Below are 17,327 nucleotides of genomic sequence, written 5' to 3' on the forward strand. Positions count from 1 at the left end.
CCACTCTTTCCGTGAAACTGCGAGGCCGCGCCGGCGTCGGGCGGGGGGGGTGGGGGGTTGGGGGGGGTGGGGGGGTGGGGGTGGGTCAGTCGACGGGCCAGGTGTGGACGGGTTCGTTGCTGCGCTGGAGTTCGGCGTAGCGGCGGGCCATGTGGTGCAGTGCCGCCTCGCGGTCCATGCCGCGGTGCCGCTCGGCCGCCCAGACCGTCTCGGTCTGCCAGACCGCGCCGTTGCGGCCGGTACGGCATCGCTGCTCGATGATGCCGAGCAGCCGGTCCCGCTCGGCCGGGTCGACACCGAACCGGTCCAGCCCGGTGGCCGCCTTCGGCAGCAGCGTGTCCAGGACCAGCTTGGCCACCGGCACGTCCCCGAGGCGGGGCCAGTGCAGGACGGCGTCCATGCCGCGCCGGGCGGCGGCATGGAAGTTCTCCTCGGCGGAGCTGAAGGTGAGCTGGCTCCAGATCGGCCGGTCCGACTCGGCCAGCCCGCGCGCCAGCCCGAAGTAGAAGGCCGCGTTGGCCAGCATGTCCACCACGGTCGGGCCGGCCGGCAGCACCCGGTTCTCCACCCGCAGGTGGGGGCGGCCGTCCATGATGTCGTAGACCGGCCGGTTCCAGCGGTAGACCGTGCCGTTGTGCAGCCGCAGCTCCGCCAGCTGGGGCACCCCGCCGGCGTGCAGCACCTCGACCGGGTCCTCGTCCTCGCAGATGGGCAGCAGCGGCGGGAAGTACCGGACGTTCTCCTCGAACAGGTCGAAGATCGAGGTGATCCAGTGCTCGCCGAACCAGACCCGGGGGCGTACGCCCTGGGCCTTGAGCTCGTCGGGGCGGGTGTCGGTGGCCTGCTCGAAGAGGGCGATCCGGGTCTCCGCCCAGAGCTGCCGCCCGTACAGGAAGGGGGAGTTCGCACCGATCGCGACCTGGACCCCGGCGATCGCCTGGGAGGCGTTCCAGTAGTCGGCGAAGCTGTCCGGCGCCACCTGGAGGTGGAACTGGAGACTGGTGCAGGCCGCCTCGGGCGCGATCGAGTCGGTGTGCCTCTGGAGCCGTTCGACGCCCCGGATGTCCAGCTCGATGTCCTCGCCCCGGGCGCCGACGATCTGGTCGTTGAGCACCCGGTAGCGCTCGTTGGTGGAGAGGTTGTCGACCACCAGGTGCCGCTCGGTGAGCGTGGGCAGGATGCCGACCAGGACGATCCGGGCGTCGGACTTCGCCGCCCGCTCGTCGGCCCGGGTCAGGCTGTTGCGCAGGTCACGCTCGTAGTCGGCGAACCCACTGCCCTCGATCAGCCGGGGCGCGGCGTTCAGTTCGAGGTTGAACTGGCCGAGCTCGGTCTGGAACAGCGGGTCGGCGATGGCGGCCAGGATCTCCTCGTTGCGCATCGCCGGCTCGCCCGCCGGGTCCATCAGGTTGAGCTCGATCTCCAGGCCGGTCATCGGGCGGTCCGCGTCGAAGCCGAAGTCGTCCAGCATCAACGCGAAGACGTCCAGACAGCGCCGAACCTTCTGCCGGTAGCGGACCCGGTCCTCCCGGGAGAAGGCGCCCTGCTCGACGTCTCTACCCATGTGCCCTCCCGGCGTGAGGCGCACGGGACGGTGTGGCGTCCCGCCGCGCGTTGTGAACAACCACGGTAAGAGCGCCCACCTCGCCAGGGCCAGTGGCCCGACCGGTACGCGCTGCGGCCATCTCTACCCAGCCGCCACCGCCGCCACCGGGGCGGGCGACGAATAATCCGTGACAATTCGCACCTGAAGACGGGGCGAGGCCCCTGCTCAGGGAAGCAGGGGCCTCGCTCACCGGGAAGGGTCCGCCGGATCAGGCCTGGCGGACGGCCTCGCCCTCGATCTCGATCTTGATCCTCCTGCCGACCAGCACACCGCCGGTCTCCAGCGCCACGTTCCAGGTCAGACCGAAGTCCTCCCGGTCGATCTCGGTGCTCGCGGAGAAGCCGAAGATGTCCTGGCCGAACGGGCTGCGGCCGACGCCCTCGAACTCGACCTCCAGCTCCACCGCCCGGGTGACGCCCTTGATGGTGAGCTCACCGAGGAGGACGAACTCGTTGCCGTCGCGGGACTTCACCCCGGTGCTGCGGTACTCGAGCGTCGGGAAGGTCTCGACGTCGAGGAACTCCGGGCTGCGCAGGTGGGCGTCCCGGTCGGCCTGAGCGGTGCTGATGCTGGCGGCCTGAATGGTGGCGCTGACCGAGGACTGCGTCGGGTCCTCGGCGATGGTGATGGTGGCCGAGGCGTCGGCGAACTCACCGCGTACCTTGCTGACCATCATGTGCCGGGCGACGAACCCGACCCGCTTGTGAGCCGCGTCCAGCAGGTAGGTGCCGGCGGTCGGGATGGTGAGGCCCTCCCAGTCGCGGGTAACCGACTCGGTGCTGGTCATGGTGCGTCCTCCAGGGAAGAGATTGTTTAGTAGCCCAACGACTGACTGAGCAACTATAGCCACAGCGATATTCCCCGTGTCAAGCACTGTTAGGATGGCCAGGTGGACCAGAACGTGTTCGACGACCCCCGGATCACCGCCGTCGGCCTCCTCGTCGAGGCGTACGCCGGACTGTCGGCCCGGTTCGCCGACCAGTACGAGGAGCACGGCCTCTCCGCGGTCGAGTTCGAAGTGCTGATGCGGCTCGCCCGGTCCCCCGGCAACCAACTGCGGATGACCGACCTGGCCGCGCAGACCTCCCTCTCCACCAGCGGAGTCACCCGCGTGGTGGACCGGATGGAACGTGACGGCCTGCTCTGCCGGCGGGCCTGCCCGTCCGACCGGCGCAGCTCGTACGCGGTGGTCACCCCGTCGGGGCTCAAGCGCCTCGACGAGACCCTCCCCGGTCACCTGCGGATCATCGAGCAGTGGTTCACCGGCCAACTCGAACCCCCGACGCTGGCGGCCATGCTCGACGGCCTGCGCCAGGTGCGGGACGCCGTCCACCCGGGGGCGACCGCCGGCAGCACCGAACCGGCCGAACCGGCCCCGGCCGACGAGCCGGCGGCCTGACCCCGCAGCACCGACCGGCTTGACGCCGCACCGGCAGAACCACCGGCAGAACTGGGCGTGCCGGTGGAACAAGCCCGCGAAGCCGCGCAAAGCGGACGGCAGGGGTGACTAGCCTTCGTCGAGCGCGGGGGGAGCACCTGGGGGGTGCCGGCGCGAGCGATTGAGCGAGGGGTGTCACCAGGGGGCTTCTTCGCTCGCGCCTCCCCGCCCTCGCAGGCGGTGCCGCAACGGTCCGGGCAGACACCGCCCGGATCTCAGCCGGCCGACCGGAGCCCGCGGATCAGGTGCTCCTCGTACGGCAGCAGCCGGATGCCGCTCTCCCGGCAGGCCCGGTCGAGACGATCCAGCACGGCCGGGTCACCGGTGCTCGCCGCCAACCCGACCAGCGCCTCGACCACGTCCCGCCGGTCCGGTCCGTCGACGCCGGTCTCCGTCGCCAACCCGAACCACTCTGCGGCCAACTCGCGGTCGCCCCGGTGCAGCGCCACCGTCCCCTCGATCAGCGCGATGATCCCTTCCTCCGGCCGCGACGCCGACACCGCCGCGCCCGGCCGTACCCGGCCGAGCGGCGGGGACCAGGACCGGGCCGGCACCAGCCGGTCGACCGGTACCGCCGGTCGCGGTACGGGCGGCATCGGACGCGCGTCCGCCCTCAGCTCGGCCAGCACGTCGGCGGCCTCGTCCGCCCGGCCGTCCCGGGCCAGCGCCAAGCCGACCGTGCCGAGCACCCGGCGGCGGTGTCCCGGGTCGCCCAGGTCAGCCAGCGCCCCGGCGACCCGGCGACCCTGCTCCACCGACTCGGCGTACCGGCCCTGGAGGCGGGCCACCTCGGCCAGGTCGGCCCGGGCCAGCAGGCGCAGCCGCGGCTCGTCGCACTGGGCGGCCAGCCGGTCGACCGTGGCCAGCCGCCGTCGGGCGCCGGCCAGGTCGCCGAGGCGGACGTCGTGCCAGGTGAGGTTGTTCTGGGCGACCGCCATGTCGCGTACCCGGCCGTGCCGGGTGGCCAGCGCCAGCACCGCCTGCGCCTGTTCGCGCGCCTCGTCGTGTCCGCCGGTGGCGACGAGCAGCGCGCAGAGCACCGTCCGGGCCTCCAACTCGCCGGTGATCTCGGCGTGCGCGGTGAAGACGTCGAGCGCCGCACGGGCGGCCGGCAGCTCCTGCGCCCCCGCCCCGTGCTCGGCGGCGAGCCGGGCCACCCCGAGCAACGCCCAGGCCCGCAGCACCGGGTCGGCGTCGGCGGTACGCGGGTCCGCCAGCAGCCGGCGCAGCCACTGCCGACCGGAGACGTCCCGCCCCCGCAGCCGCCACCAGCGGGTCAGCGCCGCCGCCAGGCGCAGCGCGGTGAGCGGGTCGTCGGTGGCGGCGTGCGCCAGGGCGGCGCTGATGTCGCTGGTCGCCTCGTCCAGCTGGCGTACCGCGGCGGGCAGCTTCGCCCCGACCAGGTCCGGCGCGGTCCGGGTCACCAGCCGGGCCAGCACGACGGCGTGCCGGCGGCGGATCGCGGTCAGCTCGCCCAGGCCGGCGGCCCGCTCGACGGCGAAGTCCCGGACCGCGTCGAGCAGCCGGAACCGGAACGGGCCGGCCCCGCGGACGCTGAGCAGGCCCAGCTCCACCAGCCGGTCCAGCAGCGGAACCGGGTCGACGGCGACCGGGCCGTCCCTGTCCGCCTCGTCGGCGAGCAACTCCTCGGCCAGCTCCACCGACCAGCGGTTGGCGAACGCGGAGAGCCGGCGCACGGCCGCGCGCTCGGTGTCGGCGAGCAGGCGGTAGCTGGTGGCCACCGCCTCCCGCAGGGTCACCGCCACCGCGGCCCGCGCGCTGCCCGACCCGGCCGGCTCGGCGGCCTCCCAGCCACGCCGGCCCAGGTCGGCGGTGGCCAGGTCGAGAACCCGGTCGCCGTACCGGTCGAGCAGTTCGTCGAGGTCGAGGATGCGGCCCCGGGCCGCCATCAGCTCGATCGCGAGCGGCAGGCCGCCGAGCCGGCGGACCAGCGCGGCCAGGGCGGGCAGCTCCCTCGGGTCGGGCGGCTCCGGGCGTACCCGGGCGAGTCGCGCGGCGAAGAGCGCCGCCGCCGGGTAGCGGGCCAGGTCGGCGGCGTCCACCACATCGGCCGGCGGCACGTCCAACGGCGCCACCGGGCGGACCAGTTCCCCGGGTACGCCCACCGGGTGCCGCCCGGTCACCAGCACCCGCAGGGTCGGCACCGCATCGGTGAGCTGCCCCAACGCCTCGGCCAGCGGGTCCGGGGCGCGCTCCGCCGCGTCTACCAGCAGCAGCGCCGGCCGGTTGCGCAGCCGTACCGCCAGGTCGGGCAGGCGGGCCGCGCCGAGCACGGCGGTCACCGCGGCCAGCACGTCGGCGGCGTCCGAGCCCTCGCCGACCAGCACCCCGGCCACCCCGCCGGGATAGGCGGCGACCACCTCGTGCGCCACCGCCAGGGCCAGCGCCGTCTTGCCCACGCCGGCCAGTCCGACCAGGGTCACCACCGGCGGCCAGCGGTCCGCGGTGAGCAGGACGGCGAGGTCGGCCAGTTCCCGCTCCCGCCCGATCAGCTCGACCGGGGGCGGGAGCGCGATCGGCGTACCGGAGGGGTCGGGGTCGTGGGGCGCGGATCCGGCGGCCGGCGAGCGGCGCGGGACCTCGGCGACGGCCGGGGCGGTGGTCCGCCCACGGGCGGCGGCGAGGAAGGCGACGCGGGGCCCGCCGGTCAGGCCGAGCGCGTCGGCGAGCAGTTCCACGGTGGTGCGCTGCGGCCGGCTGGACCGGCCGCGCTCCAGGTCACGGACGGTCCGCACGCCGACCCGGGCCCGCTCCGCCAGCTCGGCCTGGGTGAGGCCGGCGGCGAGCCGGTGCCCCCGCAACAGCCCCGGGAGCGAGGTACGACCACCCGGCGCCAACGGATGATCATCAGCCGGTGTCATGGGCAGGAAGGGTACGGACGGGATACGACGGCCGATACCGGTACGTCGTCCAGCCGACGCGCCGAAATCCGACAGGCCCCGCCGGCGATGGCGCGGCAGGGGCCTGTCAGCCGGGTCAGACGCCCAGATCGCGGGCGATGATCATGCGCTGCACCTCGGAGGTGCCCTCGCCGATCTCCAGGATCTTGGAGTCCCGCCAGAACCGGGCCACCGGATACTCGTTCATGAAGCCGTAGCCGCCGTGGATCTGGGTGGCCTCGCGGGCGTTGTCCACCGCGATCGTGCTGGCGTGCAGCTTGGCGATCGCCGCCTGCCGCTTGAACGGCTCGCCGGCCAGCATCCGCGCGGCGGCGTCGTAGTACGCCAGCCGGGCGGTGTGCGCCTTCAGCTCCATGTCGGCGATCTTGAACTGGATCGCCTGGTAGTTGCCGATGGGCTGGCCGAAGGCGTGCCGCTCCTTCGCGTACTTGATCGACTCGTCGACGCAGCCCTGGGCGAGGCCGACGGCGAGCGCGGCGATGGCGATCCGGCCCTCGTCGAGGATCTGCAGGAACTGGGCGAAGCCCCGTCCCCGCTCGCCGAGCAGGTTCGCCGCCGGCACCCGGCAGTCGTCGAAGGTCAGCTCGTGGGTGTCCGAGGCGGTCCAGCCGACCTTGGAGTAGCCCGGCGCGACGCTGAAGCCCGGCGTCCCGGTGGGCACGATGATGGTCGACAGCTCCTTCGAGCCGTCCGGCTTCGTGCCGGTGACCGCGGTGACGGTGACCAGCGCGGTGATGTCCGTCCCCGAGTTGGTGATGAACGCCTTGGAGCCGTTGATCACCCACTCGTCGGTCGCCTCGTCCAGCACGGCCCGGGTCTGGGTGCCGCCGGCGTCCGAACCGGTGCCCGGCTCGGTCAGCCCGAACCCGGCCAGCGCCTCGCCGCTGAGCAGCTTCGGCAGCCAGGTCGCCCGCTGCTCCGGAGTACCGAACCGGTAGATCGGCATCGCGCCGAGGGAGACCGCCGCCTCCAGGGTGATCGCCACGCTGGAGTCGACCCGGGCCAGCTCCTCCAGAGCCAGGCAGAGGGCGAAGTAGTCGCCGCCCATGCCGCCGTGCTCCTCGCCGAAGGGCAGGCCGAACAGCCCCATCTTGCCCATCTGCCGGATGACCTCGTACGGGAAGGTGTGCTTCTCGTAGTGCTCGGCGATGACCGGGGCGACCACCTCGCGCGCGAAGTCCCGCACGCTGGATCGCAGCGCCTCTTGTTCCTCGGTGAGCCGGAAGTCCATCTGATCCTCCTGTGTGGTCCGCCGGGCGCTCGTGACGCCGGGACGGATCCCTCGGGACGGGTGCTGCGGATGACGCGCGGGCCCCGGTCAGACCGGGGTGACGCCGTGCCGGCGCCGGGAGAAGTGCCGGTCCTTGGTGCGGGCGGCGGCAAACCGGCGGACCAGTTCGACGCGCAGCTCGTGCGGCTCGACGATCGCGTCGACCACCAGCTCGCTGGCGAGCCGGACGACGTCGATGTCCCGCTCGTACTCCTCGCGCTTCGCGGCGACGAAGGCGGCCCGCTCGGTCTCGTCGGCGATCGCGGCGATCTTGTTGGCGTAGACCGCGTTCACCGCGGCCTCCGCGCCCATCACCGCGATCTTCGCGGTGGGCAGCGCGATCGTCGCGTCCGGCTCGAAGCCCGGGCCGGCCATCGCGTAGAGGCCCGCACCGTACGCCTTGCGGACCACCACACAGATCTTCGGTACGGTCGCCTCGGAGATCGCGGTGATCATCTTGGCGCCGTGCCGGATGATGCCCTGCTTCTCCACCGCGCTGCCGACCATGAAGCCGGGCACGTCGCTCAGGAAGAGCAGCGGCACGTTGAACGCGTCGCAGAGCTGCACGAACCGGGTCGCCTTGTCGGCCGAGTCGACGAAGAGCACGCCGCCCTTGAACATCGAGTTGTTGCCGACCACGCCGACCACCTCACCGTTGAGCCGCCCGAAGCCGATGGTCAGCTCCTTGGCCCAGAGCGCCTGGATCTCGAAGAAGGAGCCGTCGTCGAGCAGGCCCTTGACGTAGCGGCGCATGTCGAAGGCCTGCCGCTCGCTGGCCGGGACCAGCGCGGCCAGGTCGGCCTTCTCCGGCGCGGCGACCGCGTCGGCGGCCGGCGGCGCTTGCGTCCAGTTCGCCGGCAGGTACGACAGGTAGCGCTTCACCACGTCCAGCGCCTCGGCCTCGGTCTGGCAGAGGAAGTGGCCGACCCCGGACTCGGCGCAGTGCACCTTGGCGCCGCCCATCGCCTCCAGCGTCGTCTTCTCGCCGGTGACCATCTCGACCATCCGGTCCGAGCCGAGGTACATGCTGGCGTTGCCGTCCACCATGGCCACCACGTCGCAGAACGCCGGGATGTACGCCCCGCCGGCCGCGCTCGGCCCGAACAGCGCGCAGACCTGCGGGATGGAACCCGAGGCGCGGACCTGGTTCCAGAAGATCTTGCCGGCACCCCGCCGGCCGGGGAAGAGGTCGACCTGGTCGGTGATCCGGGCGCCGGCCGAGTCGACCAGGTAGACCATCGGCACGCCGGTCGAGTAGGCCCGCTCGATGATCCGGATGATCTTCTCGACCGTGCGGGCGCCCCAACTGCCGGCCTTGACCGTGGAGTCGTTGGCCATCAGGCAGACCTGGCGGCCGTCGATGGTGGCGGTGCCGGTGACCACGCCGTCGGCGGGCAACCCGTCGGCCATCGCGTTCGCGTAGAGGCCGTCCTCGACGAAGGAGCCCTCGTCGACCAGGAGCGCGACCCGCTCGCGGGCGAAGAGCTTGCCCTTGGCGGCGTTCGCCGCGTGGTACTTGTCCGCACCGCCGGCCCGGGCGCGCTTGCGCAGCTGCTCCAGTGCCTCACCGTCGAGCGTCACGCCGACTCCCTCGCCACCTGAGCCGGCCACCTCGTGGGCGACCGACTGACCTGAACGATCGTTAGGCTAGCGCATCGGGTGACCTTCCGGCGACCCACCGCCGCACCCCGGTGCCCACGCCTGCCCACCGTGCCCGGCGGGCGCCCGGCGGGCGTCTCTCGGTCGGATGATCAAGAGGTTTGCGTCAGCATTCCGCCTGGAGCTGACGCAAACCTCTTGATCACCGCGAGATGGTCCGGCCGGGTGGGTGCGCCCGGCCCGGTGGGGCCGGGCTGGTTGAGGGTGGCGCGGGTCGGGCGTGGGCCATTAGGGGCGGGGGGTGAGGCGGGTGCGGGGGCCGGCACGCAGGACGCCGGAGGGAAGCTTCTTGCCGACCAGTTCCTCGGCCAGCTCGGCCGCCCCGATCAGCGCGTCCAGGTCGATGCCGGTGTCGATGCCCATGTCGTGCAGCATGTGCACCGCCTCCTCGGTGGCCAGGTTGCCGCTGGCCCCCGGGGCGTACGGGCAGCCGCCGAGGCCGCCGACGCTGGCGTCGAACTCGGTGACGCCCAACTCCAGCGCGGTCAGCAGGTTCGCCAGGGCGGTACCCCGGGTGTTGTGGAAGTGCAGCAGCACCGGCACGTGCGCGTTGCGGTCCCGTACGGCGGTGACCAGCTCGCGGACCCGCCGGGGCGTACCCATGCCGGTGGTGTCGCCGAACGCGACCCGGTCGGCGCCGTCGCGGACGACGCGGTCGACGATGCCGGCGACCCGCTGCGGGTCGACGTCCCCCTCGTAGGGGCAGCCGAAACTGGTCGCCACGATCACCTCGGCCCGGGCGCCGGCCCCGTGCAGCAGGTCGATCAGCTCGGCGATGTCGTCCAGCGACTCCTCGGTGGAGCGGTTCACGTTGCGCCGGTTGTGCGTGTCGCTGGCCGAGACCACCACCTCGATCTCGGTGAACCCGGCCGCGAGGGCCCGCTGCGCGCCCCGGGTGTTGGGCACCAGCGCCGAGTAGCGCACCCCGTCGGCCCGGCTGGCCCGCTGCCACACCTCGTCGGCGTCGGCCATCTGCGGGATCGCCTTCGGGTGGACGAACGACACCGCCTCGATCCGCCGCACGCCGGTACGCGAGAGCGCGTCGAGCAGCCGAACCTTGGCGTCGGTCGGAATCGGGTCCTCGTTCTGCAGCCCGTCGCGCGGCCCGACCTCGCGGATCGACACCGAACCTGGCAGTTCTGTCATGGTCACCTCACTGTGACGTGATGCTGGTCCCTGACCAGCCTCCCACCCACCCGCCGCCGTCCGCGAGGTGGATCACCGACCTTGCCGACCGTCGGTCTACCGTCGCTGGCTGGAGGCCGACGAAAAAACGTCGTCGGCCCGTGCAACCGATCGGCCTCCCGCTGAACACCTATCGGTGAAGGGAGCGGGATGCGACGGGACGAGGACGAGGGGCGACGCCAGTTCAGCGAGTACTTCGCGGCGCGGCGTGAGGTGGTGCGGCGTACCGCCTACCTGATGTGCGGGGACTGGCACTGGGCCGACGATCTGGCGCAGACCGCCTTCATCCGGCTCGCCGCGAACTGGCACCGGATCCGCGATCCGCAGGCGGTGGACGCCTACCTGCGCACCTGCCTGATCCGGGCGTACCTCTCGGAGACCCGGCGGGTGTGGCGCCGCCGGGAGCGGATCGTCGCCGAGCCTCCCGATCTGGCCGGCCCCGAGGACGACGCCGAGGTGACGGCCCGCCGGGTGGCCTTCACCCAGGCGCTGCGTCAGGTCCCACCCCGCCAGCGGCTGACCCTGATCTGCCGGTTCTACCAGGGACTCGACGTGGCCGAGACGGCCGCCGCGCTGAGGTGTTCCGAAGGCACGGTCAAGAGCCAGACGGCGCGCGGTCTCGCGGCGCTCCGCCAGGTTCTCGGCGACACCGTTCCGAGCCTTGCCGGCGTTACGGAGGGAAGGGCATGACCGGGCTGCGTGAGCTCTTCGAGGATGCCGCGGACTCGTCGGCGCGGCCGAGCCGGCTGACGGCGGAGGAGGTGTACGACGCCGGCCGTCGCCGGCACCGTCGGCGGCTCACGGCAGCGACCGCCGCCGGGGCCAGCGCCCTCGCCACGGTGGCCGTCGTCGCCGTCAACCTGCTGTCCCCGGTACCACCGCCGGTCGACGGGCCGCCGATTGCCAGCCGGACCACCATGACCGGGGATCCCGATCCGGCGTCCGGAAGGCGGATCCGGTGGGCTGGTGCCGCCGACCGGGAACACCTCTACCTCTCCCTGTCGAATTGCACCGGCGGACCGTGCCAGAAGCAGAGGGTCGCCCTGGTGGGTTCCACGGACGGCGGCCGGACCTGGAGCGACCGAGGTACCCCGATCACCGTCAGCGCACTGGCGGTCCTCGGTCCCGACGCGCTGATCGCGGCCGCGCCCGGCAGCCGGCCGGACGCCGACCGGGCCCTGCTGGCCAGCCTCGACGGCGGTCGCACCTGGGCAGCCGCCCAGCCCGCCGGGACGGCCGAGGCGGTGCCGGACGGTGGCACGGCCATCTGCTGGTCACCGCGGGCCGGGACGCCGTGCACCCTGCACGCCGTGGACCCGGCGACCCGCGGGGTGGCACCACTGACCGCGCAGCCGCCGCTGACCATGCGGACGGACGAGCTGCGGATCGAGGAGTCGGCCGGTCGCCTCCGGGTCGCGGGCACCGACCCGGCGACGGGCCGACCCGCCGTCTCGACGAGCGCGGACGCGGGCCGCAGCTGGTCCACCCACGTCTTCGCCGACGCGCCGGCCTGCCCGAAGGAGGGGTGCGAGGCGCCGTTGCTGGCGGTGACGGGGACGGCGACGACGTACGCCGCGACCACCGGCGGCGGTGTCCGGGCCGTCTACCGCGCCGACGGCACCGACGGACGGTGGCAGCGGCTGACCGACGCCGACCTGCCGGACGAGCAGGGCACGAAGGGGTCGTTCGTGACCGCCGACGGCACCCACGTGCTCTCCCAGCTCGTGAACGGCCGGGCCGCCGACGCCCGCCGCTACTGGGTGGCCCGGGACGGCGGCGCGTATCAGGCGGTCGAACTCGACGGCCTGCCGACCACCGCCGGCCCGGTCCGCCGTACGCCGGACGGCTGGTTCCACGCACCCGACGCCGACGGCACCCTGTACGGCTCCACCGACGGCTGGCGCTGGTCGCCGGTGACCCACCGCTAGCACTCACACCCCCGGGGCGACCGCCGATCCGTGCGCCCTCTCCATCTCCGAAAAGATAGGAAAAACAATGATTCGTTCCGGGACGCCTCACCGCCGACGGTCGTGGTTCGTCGGCCTCGGGGCCACCGCGTTGGTCGTCGCGCTCGCCGCCTGCGGCGCGGAGGACCAACCACCGGCGATCGCCACCGCGGGCGGCCCGGGTGCCCAGCCGTCGACGTCGGCGGCCGTCACCGGAGTCGTCGCCGAGTACGTGGAGGCGCAGCGCCAGTGGGTCGCCTGCCTGCGCGAGCGGGGCTTCCAGGTGCCGGACCCGGACCCCCGGGGCGGGGTCGACCTGCGGGCCCCCGGTGTCCCGAAGAAGGGTGACCCGAAGTGGATGGAGGCCCAGAAGGCCTGCGCGAAGTACAACGTGCCGGTGCCGGACGAGCTGGAGGAGAAGCCGCCGGCGCTGACCGCGGAGGAGGTCGGGTATCGGCGGGCGTACGCCAGGTGCATGCGCGAGAACGGCGTCGCGGACTTCCCCGATCCGGGCCCCGACGGCCACTGGCCACAGGACAACGACAACGACGGCGGCCCCCCGGTCAGCGAGCAGCAGGCGACTGCCCAGTACCGCGCCGGCCAGATCTGCGAGCCGGTGAATCGTGGCGAACCATCGACCACCCCCGACCCCAACGCCACCGGCCGCGGATGAGCGACCCGATGGACCCGACAAAGGCGGCCCGTCGCCGACCACGGCGGCAGCTCCGGGCCGCCGCCGGTGCCGGCCTGGCGCTGGTGACCCTCACGCTGGCCGGCGGGGCGACCCTCGGCCTGGGTGGCCGCGACGGTACGCAGCCGCCGGCCCGCACCACACCCGCCGCGACCGCCCCGGTCACCCGGCAGACCCTCGTCCGGGCCGTGGCGCTGGCCGGCGAACTCGGGTACGGCACGTCCACGCCGCTCGCCTCGCTCGCCACCGGCACGGTGACCTGGCTGCCCGAAGTGGGGGCCACCGTCCGGCGTGGCGAGGCCCTGCTGCGCGCCGACGAGCAACCGGTGGTGCTGATGTACGGCATCCTGCCGATGTACCGGCCGTTGACCGCCGACGTGCGGGGCTCGGACGTACGGCAGTTCGAACGCAACCTCGCGGCCCTCGGCTACCGCGGGTTCAACGTCGACGACACCTTCTCCGCGAGCACCACCGCCGCGGTGAAGCGCTGGCAGGAGGACCTGGGGATACCGGAGACGGGCACGGTCGACCGGGAGCGGGTGATCTACGCCGCCGGCCCGGTCCGCGTCTCGCAGCGACTGGTGCCCGTCGGCGCGAGCGCGACCGCCACCGTGCTGGCGTACACCGGCAGCACCCGGGTCGTGACGGTGTCGGCGGGCACCGGTGAGGCGGCCTGGGCGAAGAAGGACACCAGGGTCACCGTGACCCTGCCGACCGGCGTCTCGGTCACCGGGAAGGTCACGACGGTGGGCCCACCGACAGCGCCGGCCGGCGGTCCGGGGCCGGCCGATCCGGAGCGGCCCGGCACCGGCGCGGCCAGCGTCCAGGTCACCATCGCCGTCGCCGATCAGCGGGCGCTGGGCGGGCTGACCGACACGCCGGTCGACGTACGGTACGTCGCGCAGCAGCGCGAGAAGGTGCTCACCGTGCCGGTCGACGCGCTGCTCGCCCTGGCGGAAGGTGGCTACGGCGTGGAGGTCACCGGGCCCGGTGACACCCGGATCCTGCCGGTGCGGGCGGGACTCTTCGCCGACGGACGGGTCGAGGTGCAGGGCGAGGGCCTGGCTGAAGGACTCCTGGTGGGGGTGCCGGGATGAGCGGACACGTCATCGAGCTGGTGGGCGTGTCCCGGACCTATCCGGGCGGGGTGACCGCGCTGCGCGAGGTCGACCTGCGCATCGGGTACGGCGAACTGGTCGCCGTCCTCGGTCCGTCCGGCTCCGGCAAGTCGACCATGCTGCACCTGATCGGCACGCTCGACCGGCCGTCGTCCGGGTCGGTACGGATCGACCGGCACGACGTCTCGACCCTCACCGATCGGGAGCTGTCCGCCCTGCGCGGTCGCCGGATCGGTTTCGTGTTCCAGCAGTTCCACCTGGCCGCCGGTACGCCGGTGCTGGACAACGTGGCCGACGGGTTGCTCTACGCGGGCGTACCGCTGAGACAGCGACGGCGGCGCGCCGAGGCCGCGCTGCGCCGGGTCGGTCTCGGCCACCGGCTCGACCACCGGCCGCACGAGCTGTCCGGGGGTGAGCGGCAGCGGGTGGCCATCGCCCGGGCGGTGGTCGGCGAACCGGCGGTGCTGCTCGCCGACGAGCCCACCGGCAACCTCGACTCCGCCTCCGGCGCGTCCGTGCTGGCGCTGCTGCGCGGCCTGCACGAGCAGGGCACCACCGTCGTGGTCATCACCCATGACCAGCAGGTCGCGGCCGGCCTGCCGCGCCGGATCGTGCTGCGGGACGGTCGCGTCGTACACGACTCGGGCCGATCACCGGCGGTGCGGGCGTGACCGGCCGCCCCGGCGCCGAGGCGCGCGGAACCAGCCAGCCGACGGCCGGTGCGGGCGGGGCCGGAAAGCTGAGACCGGGTCGCCTCACCCCGGCCGACGTCGCGCGGGTGGGGTCGGCCGGGCTACGGACCCACCCGCTGCGGGTCGTGCTCACCGCCCTGGGCATCGCCATCGGCATCGCGGCGATGCTGGCCGTGGTGGGCATCTCCACCTCCAGCCGGGCGGAGCTGGACCGGACCCTGGACCAGCTCGGCACCAATCTGCTCACCGTGGCGCCCGGGAAGACCCGGTCCGGGGAGAAGGCCGTCCTGCTCGAGCAGTCCGTGCGCATGATCGCTCGGATCGGGCCGGTCGAGTCGGTCAGCGCGACCGGCGCCGTCGACCGGGCCGTCTACCGCACCGACCTGGTGCTGGCTGGCCAGACGGGCAGCATCGCGGTGCTCGCCGCGCAACCGGAGCTGCTCGGCACGGTCGGTGCGACCGTCAGCTCCGGTTCCTGGTTCACCGCCGCGACCGCGGACTACCCGGCGGTCGTCCTCGGTGCCACCGCGGCGCGGCGGCTCGACGTACCGGGGGTCGGGTTCCGGGTGTGGCTGGGCGGCGAGTGGTTCACCGTGGTCGGCGTCCTCGCGCCCGTGCCGCTGGCTGAGGAACTGGACTCGGCCGCGTTGGTGGGCTGGCCGGCGGCCAGGTCCTACCTCGAGTTCGACGGCCGTCCGACCCGGGTCTACGTGCGCACCACGGAGAGTCAGGTCGCGGCGGTGCGGGCGGTGCTGGGGCGAACCGCCAACCCACCGGCACCGGAGGAGGTGGTCGTGTCCCGTCCCTCGGACGCGCTGGCCGCCCGGCAGGCCACCGACACCGCGCTCAACGGCCTGCTGCTCGGTCTCGGCGCCGTCGCGCTCCTGGTCGGCGGCGTCGGCATCGCCAACACAATGGTGATCTCCGTCCTGCAACGCCGGGCGGAGGTGGGCCTACGGCGGGCGCTGGGGGCGACCCGGGGACAGATCCGAATGCAGTTCCTCGCCGAGGCACTGCTGCTCTCCGCCCTCGGCGGGACCGGTGGCACCCTGCTGGGGGTGGCGATCACCGGGCTGTACGCGTACAGCCAGCAGTGGCCCACGGTGGTGCCGGCCTGGGCGATGGCCGGCGGCATGGGCGCGACGGTGTTGGTCGGCACGGCCGCCGGACTCTACCCGGCGATCCGCGCCAGTCGGCTCCCACCCACCACGGCCCTGGCCGGTCCCTGATCGAGCGTCCACCCGTGTTGATCATGAAGTTGGCGGTGGCGAATCACGCGAGGCGCTCCGCCGACCTCATGATCAAGGCGTAACGGGGAAGGGGGGTCAGCGCATGCGGGAGACGATGCCGGTGTCGTAGTCGCCGGAGAGGAACTCCTCGTTCTCCAGGAGTTCGGCGAAGAAGGGGAGGTTGCACTTGGGGCCGGTCAGGTCGAAGCCGGCGACAGCCGCCTTCGCGCGCTCGATGGCCTCGGCGCGGGTGGCGCCGCTGACGATGAGCTTGGCCATCAGGCTGTCGTAGAACGGGGTGACGGTGTTGCCGGCGGCGTAGCCGGAGTCGACCCGGACGCCCTCACCGGTGGGCTCGACCCAGGCGGTGATCGCGCCCGGACCGGGCAGGAAGCGCTTCGGGTCCTCCGCGTTGATCCGCAGCTCGATGGCGTGCCCACGCGGGGCGAGCACGTCCGGGTCGAAGGTCGGCGCCAGGCCGGCCGCCACCCGCAGCTGCTCCTCGACCAGGTCCACGCCGTAGACCAGCTCGGTCACCGGGTGCTCGACCTGGAGGCGGGTGTTCATCTCCAGGAAGAAAAATTCCTCGGAGCCGGCCCCGTCACCTGCGAGGTCCCGCTGGCGCGGGACCAACAGGCACTCCACCGTGCCGGCATTGCGGTAGCCGACCGCCTCGCCGGCCCGCACCGCCGCCGCCAGGAAGCGCTCGCGCAGCTCCGGCGACACCGCCGGGGAGGGCGACTCCTCGACCAGCTTCTGGTTGCGCCGCTGCACCGAGCACTCCCGCTCGCCCAGCGCCACCACCCGGCCGTCGGCCAGGCCGAGGATCTGCACCTCGACGTGGCGCACCCGGGGGAAGTACCGCTCGATCAGCACCGAGCCGTCGCCGAACATCCGCTCGGCGAAGGCGCGCACCTTGTCGTACTCGGTGCGCAGCGCGGCCTCGTCGGTGGCCACGCCCATGCCCATGCCGCCGCCACCGGCCGCGGCCTTGACCATCACCGGGTAGCCGATCTCCCCGGCGGCGGCGACCGCCGCGTCCAGGTCGGCCGCCGGGTCGGTGGTGCCGGGCGCGACCGGGACACCGGCCGCCGCCATCAGGTTCCGGGCGTTGATCTTGTCGCCCATCGCGGTGATCGCGTCCGCGCCGGGCCCGACCCAGATCAGGCCGCTGGCCTCGACGGTACGGGCGAAGTCGGCGTTCTCCGAGAGGAAGCCGTAGCCGGGGTGGATCGCCTGCGCGCCGGTCGACTTGGCGGCGGCGAGGATCGCCTCGACGTTCCGGTAGCTCTGCGCCGGGTTGGCCGGGCCGACGCAGACCGCCTCGTCGGCCTCGGTGACGAACGGCAGGCCGGCGTCGACCTCCGAGTGCACCGCGATCGCACGGATGCCGAGCCGCTTGGCGGTACGGATGATCCGGCGGGCGATCTCGCCCCGGTTGGCGACCAGCAGCGACTCGATCATGTTTCCTCCCGACGTCCAGGGGTGGGGACGGGTGCCAGGTAACCACGAGTGGCCGGTTACTCACGAGTCGCCCCGGCACCCGCCGACGCGGTGACCAAGAGGTCTGCT

General features: G+C 73.3%; 14 protein-coding genes. 7 read left to right on the forward strand and 7 right to left on the reverse strand.

From position 1 onward, the window contains the following. Nucleotides 1–85: 85 nt before the first annotated feature. Both AB0I41_RS03065 and AB0I41_RS03070 read right to left on the reverse strand, forming a co-directional pair. A complete protein-coding gene (locus AB0I41_RS03065; RefSeq protein ID WP_357101228.1) occupies nucleotides 86–1,564 on the reverse strand; it encodes a glutamate--cysteine ligase in 1,479 nt (492 codons plus the stop codon). Between the two features lie 250 nt (nucleotides 1,565–1,814). Then, nucleotides 1,815–2,393 carry a YceI family protein gene (locus tag AB0I41_RS03070; RefSeq protein WP_357101230.1) on the reverse strand — a complete coding sequence of 193 codons (579 nt, stop codon included), beginning with the start codon at nucleotides 2,391–2,393 and terminating at the stop codon, nucleotides 1,815–1,817. A gap of 102 nt (nucleotides 2,394–2,495) precedes the next feature. Here AB0I41_RS03070 and AB0I41_RS03075 point away from each other — a divergent pair, with 102 nt between their 5' ends. Then, complete coding sequence (locus AB0I41_RS03075; RefSeq protein ID WP_357101232.1) at nucleotides 2,496–3,005, forward strand: MarR family transcriptional regulator; 510 nt, start codon at nucleotides 2,496–2,498, stop codon at nucleotides 3,003–3,005. Nucleotides 3,006–3,259: 254 nt separating this feature from the next. Here the strand turns inward: AB0I41_RS03075 and AB0I41_RS03080 are convergent, their stop codons facing one another. From AB0I41_RS03080 to AB0I41_RS03095, 4 genes are all read right to left on the reverse strand, one after another. After that, the gene (locus AB0I41_RS03080; RefSeq protein ID WP_357101234.1) at nucleotides 3,260–5,926 is read right to left on the reverse strand and encodes a helix-turn-helix domain-containing protein; all 2,667 of its coding nucleotides are present in this window, start codon (nucleotides 5,924–5,926) and stop codon (nucleotides 3,260–3,262) included. A gap of 115 nt (nucleotides 5,927–6,041) precedes the next feature. Next, nucleotides 6,042–7,196 (reverse strand): acyl-CoA dehydrogenase family protein, encoded by a 1,155-nt coding sequence (locus AB0I41_RS03085; RefSeq protein WP_357101236.1) that lies wholly within the window; start codon nucleotides 7,194–7,196, stop codon nucleotides 6,042–6,044. Nucleotides 7,197–7,283: 87 nt separating this feature from the next. After that, a complete protein-coding gene (locus tag AB0I41_RS03090) occupies nucleotides 7,284–8,816 on the reverse strand; it encodes an acyl-CoA carboxylase subunit beta (protein ID WP_357101238.1) in 1,533 nt (510 codons plus the stop codon). A gap of 306 nt (nucleotides 8,817–9,122) precedes the next feature. Further along, nucleotides 9,123–10,040, reverse strand: a complete 918-nt coding sequence (locus AB0I41_RS03095; protein ID WP_357101240.1) for a hydroxymethylglutaryl-CoA lyase — start codon at nucleotides 10,038–10,040, stop codon at nucleotides 9,123–9,125. Between the two features lie 189 nt (nucleotides 10,041–10,229). Here AB0I41_RS03095 and AB0I41_RS03100 point away from each other — a divergent pair, with 189 nt between their 5' ends. The 6 genes from AB0I41_RS03100 (at nucleotide 10,230) to AB0I41_RS03125 (ending at nucleotide 15,755) form a co-directional block, all read left to right on the forward strand. Next, nucleotides 10,230–10,769: a SigE family RNA polymerase sigma factor gene (locus AB0I41_RS03100; protein WP_357101242.1), complete on the forward strand. Its 540-nt coding sequence runs from the start codon at nucleotides 10,230–10,232 to the stop codon at nucleotides 10,767–10,769. Beyond that, a complete protein-coding gene (locus AB0I41_RS03105) occupies nucleotides 10,766–12,007 on the forward strand; it encodes a hypothetical protein (RefSeq protein ID WP_357101244.1) in 1,242 nt (413 codons plus the stop codon). Before AB0I41_RS03100 ends, AB0I41_RS03105 begins: the two co-directional genes overlap by 4 nt. A 67-nt stretch (nucleotides 12,008–12,074) precedes the next feature. Next, complete coding sequence (locus AB0I41_RS03110; protein WP_357101246.1) at nucleotides 12,075–12,698, forward strand: hypothetical protein; 624 nt, start codon at nucleotides 12,075–12,077, stop codon at nucleotides 12,696–12,698. Further along, nucleotides 12,695–13,813 carry a peptidoglycan-binding domain-containing protein gene (locus AB0I41_RS03115; protein ID WP_357101248.1) on the forward strand — a complete coding sequence of 373 codons (1,119 nt, stop codon included), beginning with the start codon at nucleotides 12,695–12,697 and terminating at the stop codon, nucleotides 13,811–13,813. The genes AB0I41_RS03110 and AB0I41_RS03115 overlap by 4 nt, the downstream gene beginning before the upstream one ends. After that, nucleotides 13,810–14,505 (forward strand): ABC transporter ATP-binding protein, encoded by a 696-nt coding sequence (locus tag AB0I41_RS03120; protein ID WP_357101250.1) that lies wholly within the window; start codon nucleotides 13,810–13,812, stop codon nucleotides 14,503–14,505. The genes AB0I41_RS03115 and AB0I41_RS03120 overlap by 4 nt, the downstream gene beginning before the upstream one ends. A gap of 68 nt (nucleotides 14,506–14,573) precedes the next feature. Then, the gene (locus AB0I41_RS03125) at nucleotides 14,574–15,755 is read left to right on the forward strand and encodes an ABC transporter permease (protein ID WP_357101618.1); all 1,182 of its coding nucleotides are present in this window, start codon (nucleotides 14,574–14,576) and stop codon (nucleotides 15,753–15,755) included. A 96-nt stretch (nucleotides 15,756–15,851) separates the two neighbouring features. On the opposite strand, the gene AB0I41_RS03130 is transcribed toward AB0I41_RS03125, so the two are convergent. After that, the gene (locus AB0I41_RS03130) at nucleotides 15,852–17,219 is read right to left on the reverse strand and encodes a biotin carboxylase N-terminal domain-containing protein (RefSeq protein WP_357101252.1); all 1,368 of its coding nucleotides are present in this window, start codon (nucleotides 17,217–17,219) and stop codon (nucleotides 15,852–15,854) included. Nucleotides 17,220–17,327: the final 108 nt, after the last annotated feature.

The sequence above is a fragment of the Micromonospora sp. NPDC050200 genome (genome assembly GCF_040656135.1).
Classification (GTDB): domain Bacteria; phylum Actinomycetota; class Actinomycetes; order Mycobacteriales; family Micromonosporaceae; genus Micromonospora.

What these genes read in the sequence shown, in the direction of transcription:
- AB0I41_RS03105 (WP_357101244.1), top strand. Translation starts at nt 10,766, where the DNA reads ATGACCGGGCTGCGTGAGCTCTTCGAGGATGCCGCGGACTCGTCGGCG.
- AB0I41_RS03070 (WP_357101230.1), bottom strand. Translation starts at nt 2,393, where the DNA reads ATGACCAGCACCGAGTCGGTTACCCGCGACTGGGAGGGCCTCACCATC.
- AB0I41_RS03115 (WP_357101248.1), top strand. Translation starts at nt 12,695, where the DNA reads ATGAGCGACCCGATGGACCCGACAAAGGCGGCCCGTCGCCGACCACGG.
- AB0I41_RS03095 (WP_357101240.1), bottom strand. Translation starts at nt 10,040, where the DNA reads ATGACAGAACTGCCAGGTTCGGTGTCGATCCGCGAGGTCGGGCCGCGC.
- AB0I41_RS03130 (WP_357101252.1), bottom strand. Translation starts at nt 17,219, where the DNA reads ATGATCGAGTCGCTGCTGGTCGCCAACCGGGGCGAGATCGCCCGCCGG.
- AB0I41_RS03080 (WP_357101234.1), bottom strand. Translation starts at nt 5,926, where the DNA reads ATGACACCGGCTGATGATCATCCGTTGGCGCCGGGTGGTCGTACCTCG.
- AB0I41_RS03100 (WP_357101242.1), top strand. Translation starts at nt 10,230, where the DNA reads ATGCGACGGGACGAGGACGAGGGGCGACGCCAGTTCAGCGAGTACTTC.
- AB0I41_RS03085 (WP_357101236.1), bottom strand. Translation starts at nt 7,196, where the DNA reads ATGGACTTCCGGCTCACCGAGGAACAAGAGGCGCTGCGATCCAGCGTG.
- AB0I41_RS03110 (WP_357101246.1), top strand. Translation starts at nt 12,075, where the DNA reads ATGATTCGTTCCGGGACGCCTCACCGCCGACGGTCGTGGTTCGTCGGC.
- AB0I41_RS03065 (WP_357101228.1), bottom strand. Translation starts at nt 1,564, where the DNA reads ATGGGTAGAGACGTCGAGCAGGGCGCCTTCTCCCGGGAGGACCGGGTC.
- AB0I41_RS03120 (WP_357101250.1), top strand. Translation starts at nt 13,810, where the DNA reads ATGAGCGGACACGTCATCGAGCTGGTGGGCGTGTCCCGGACCTATCCG.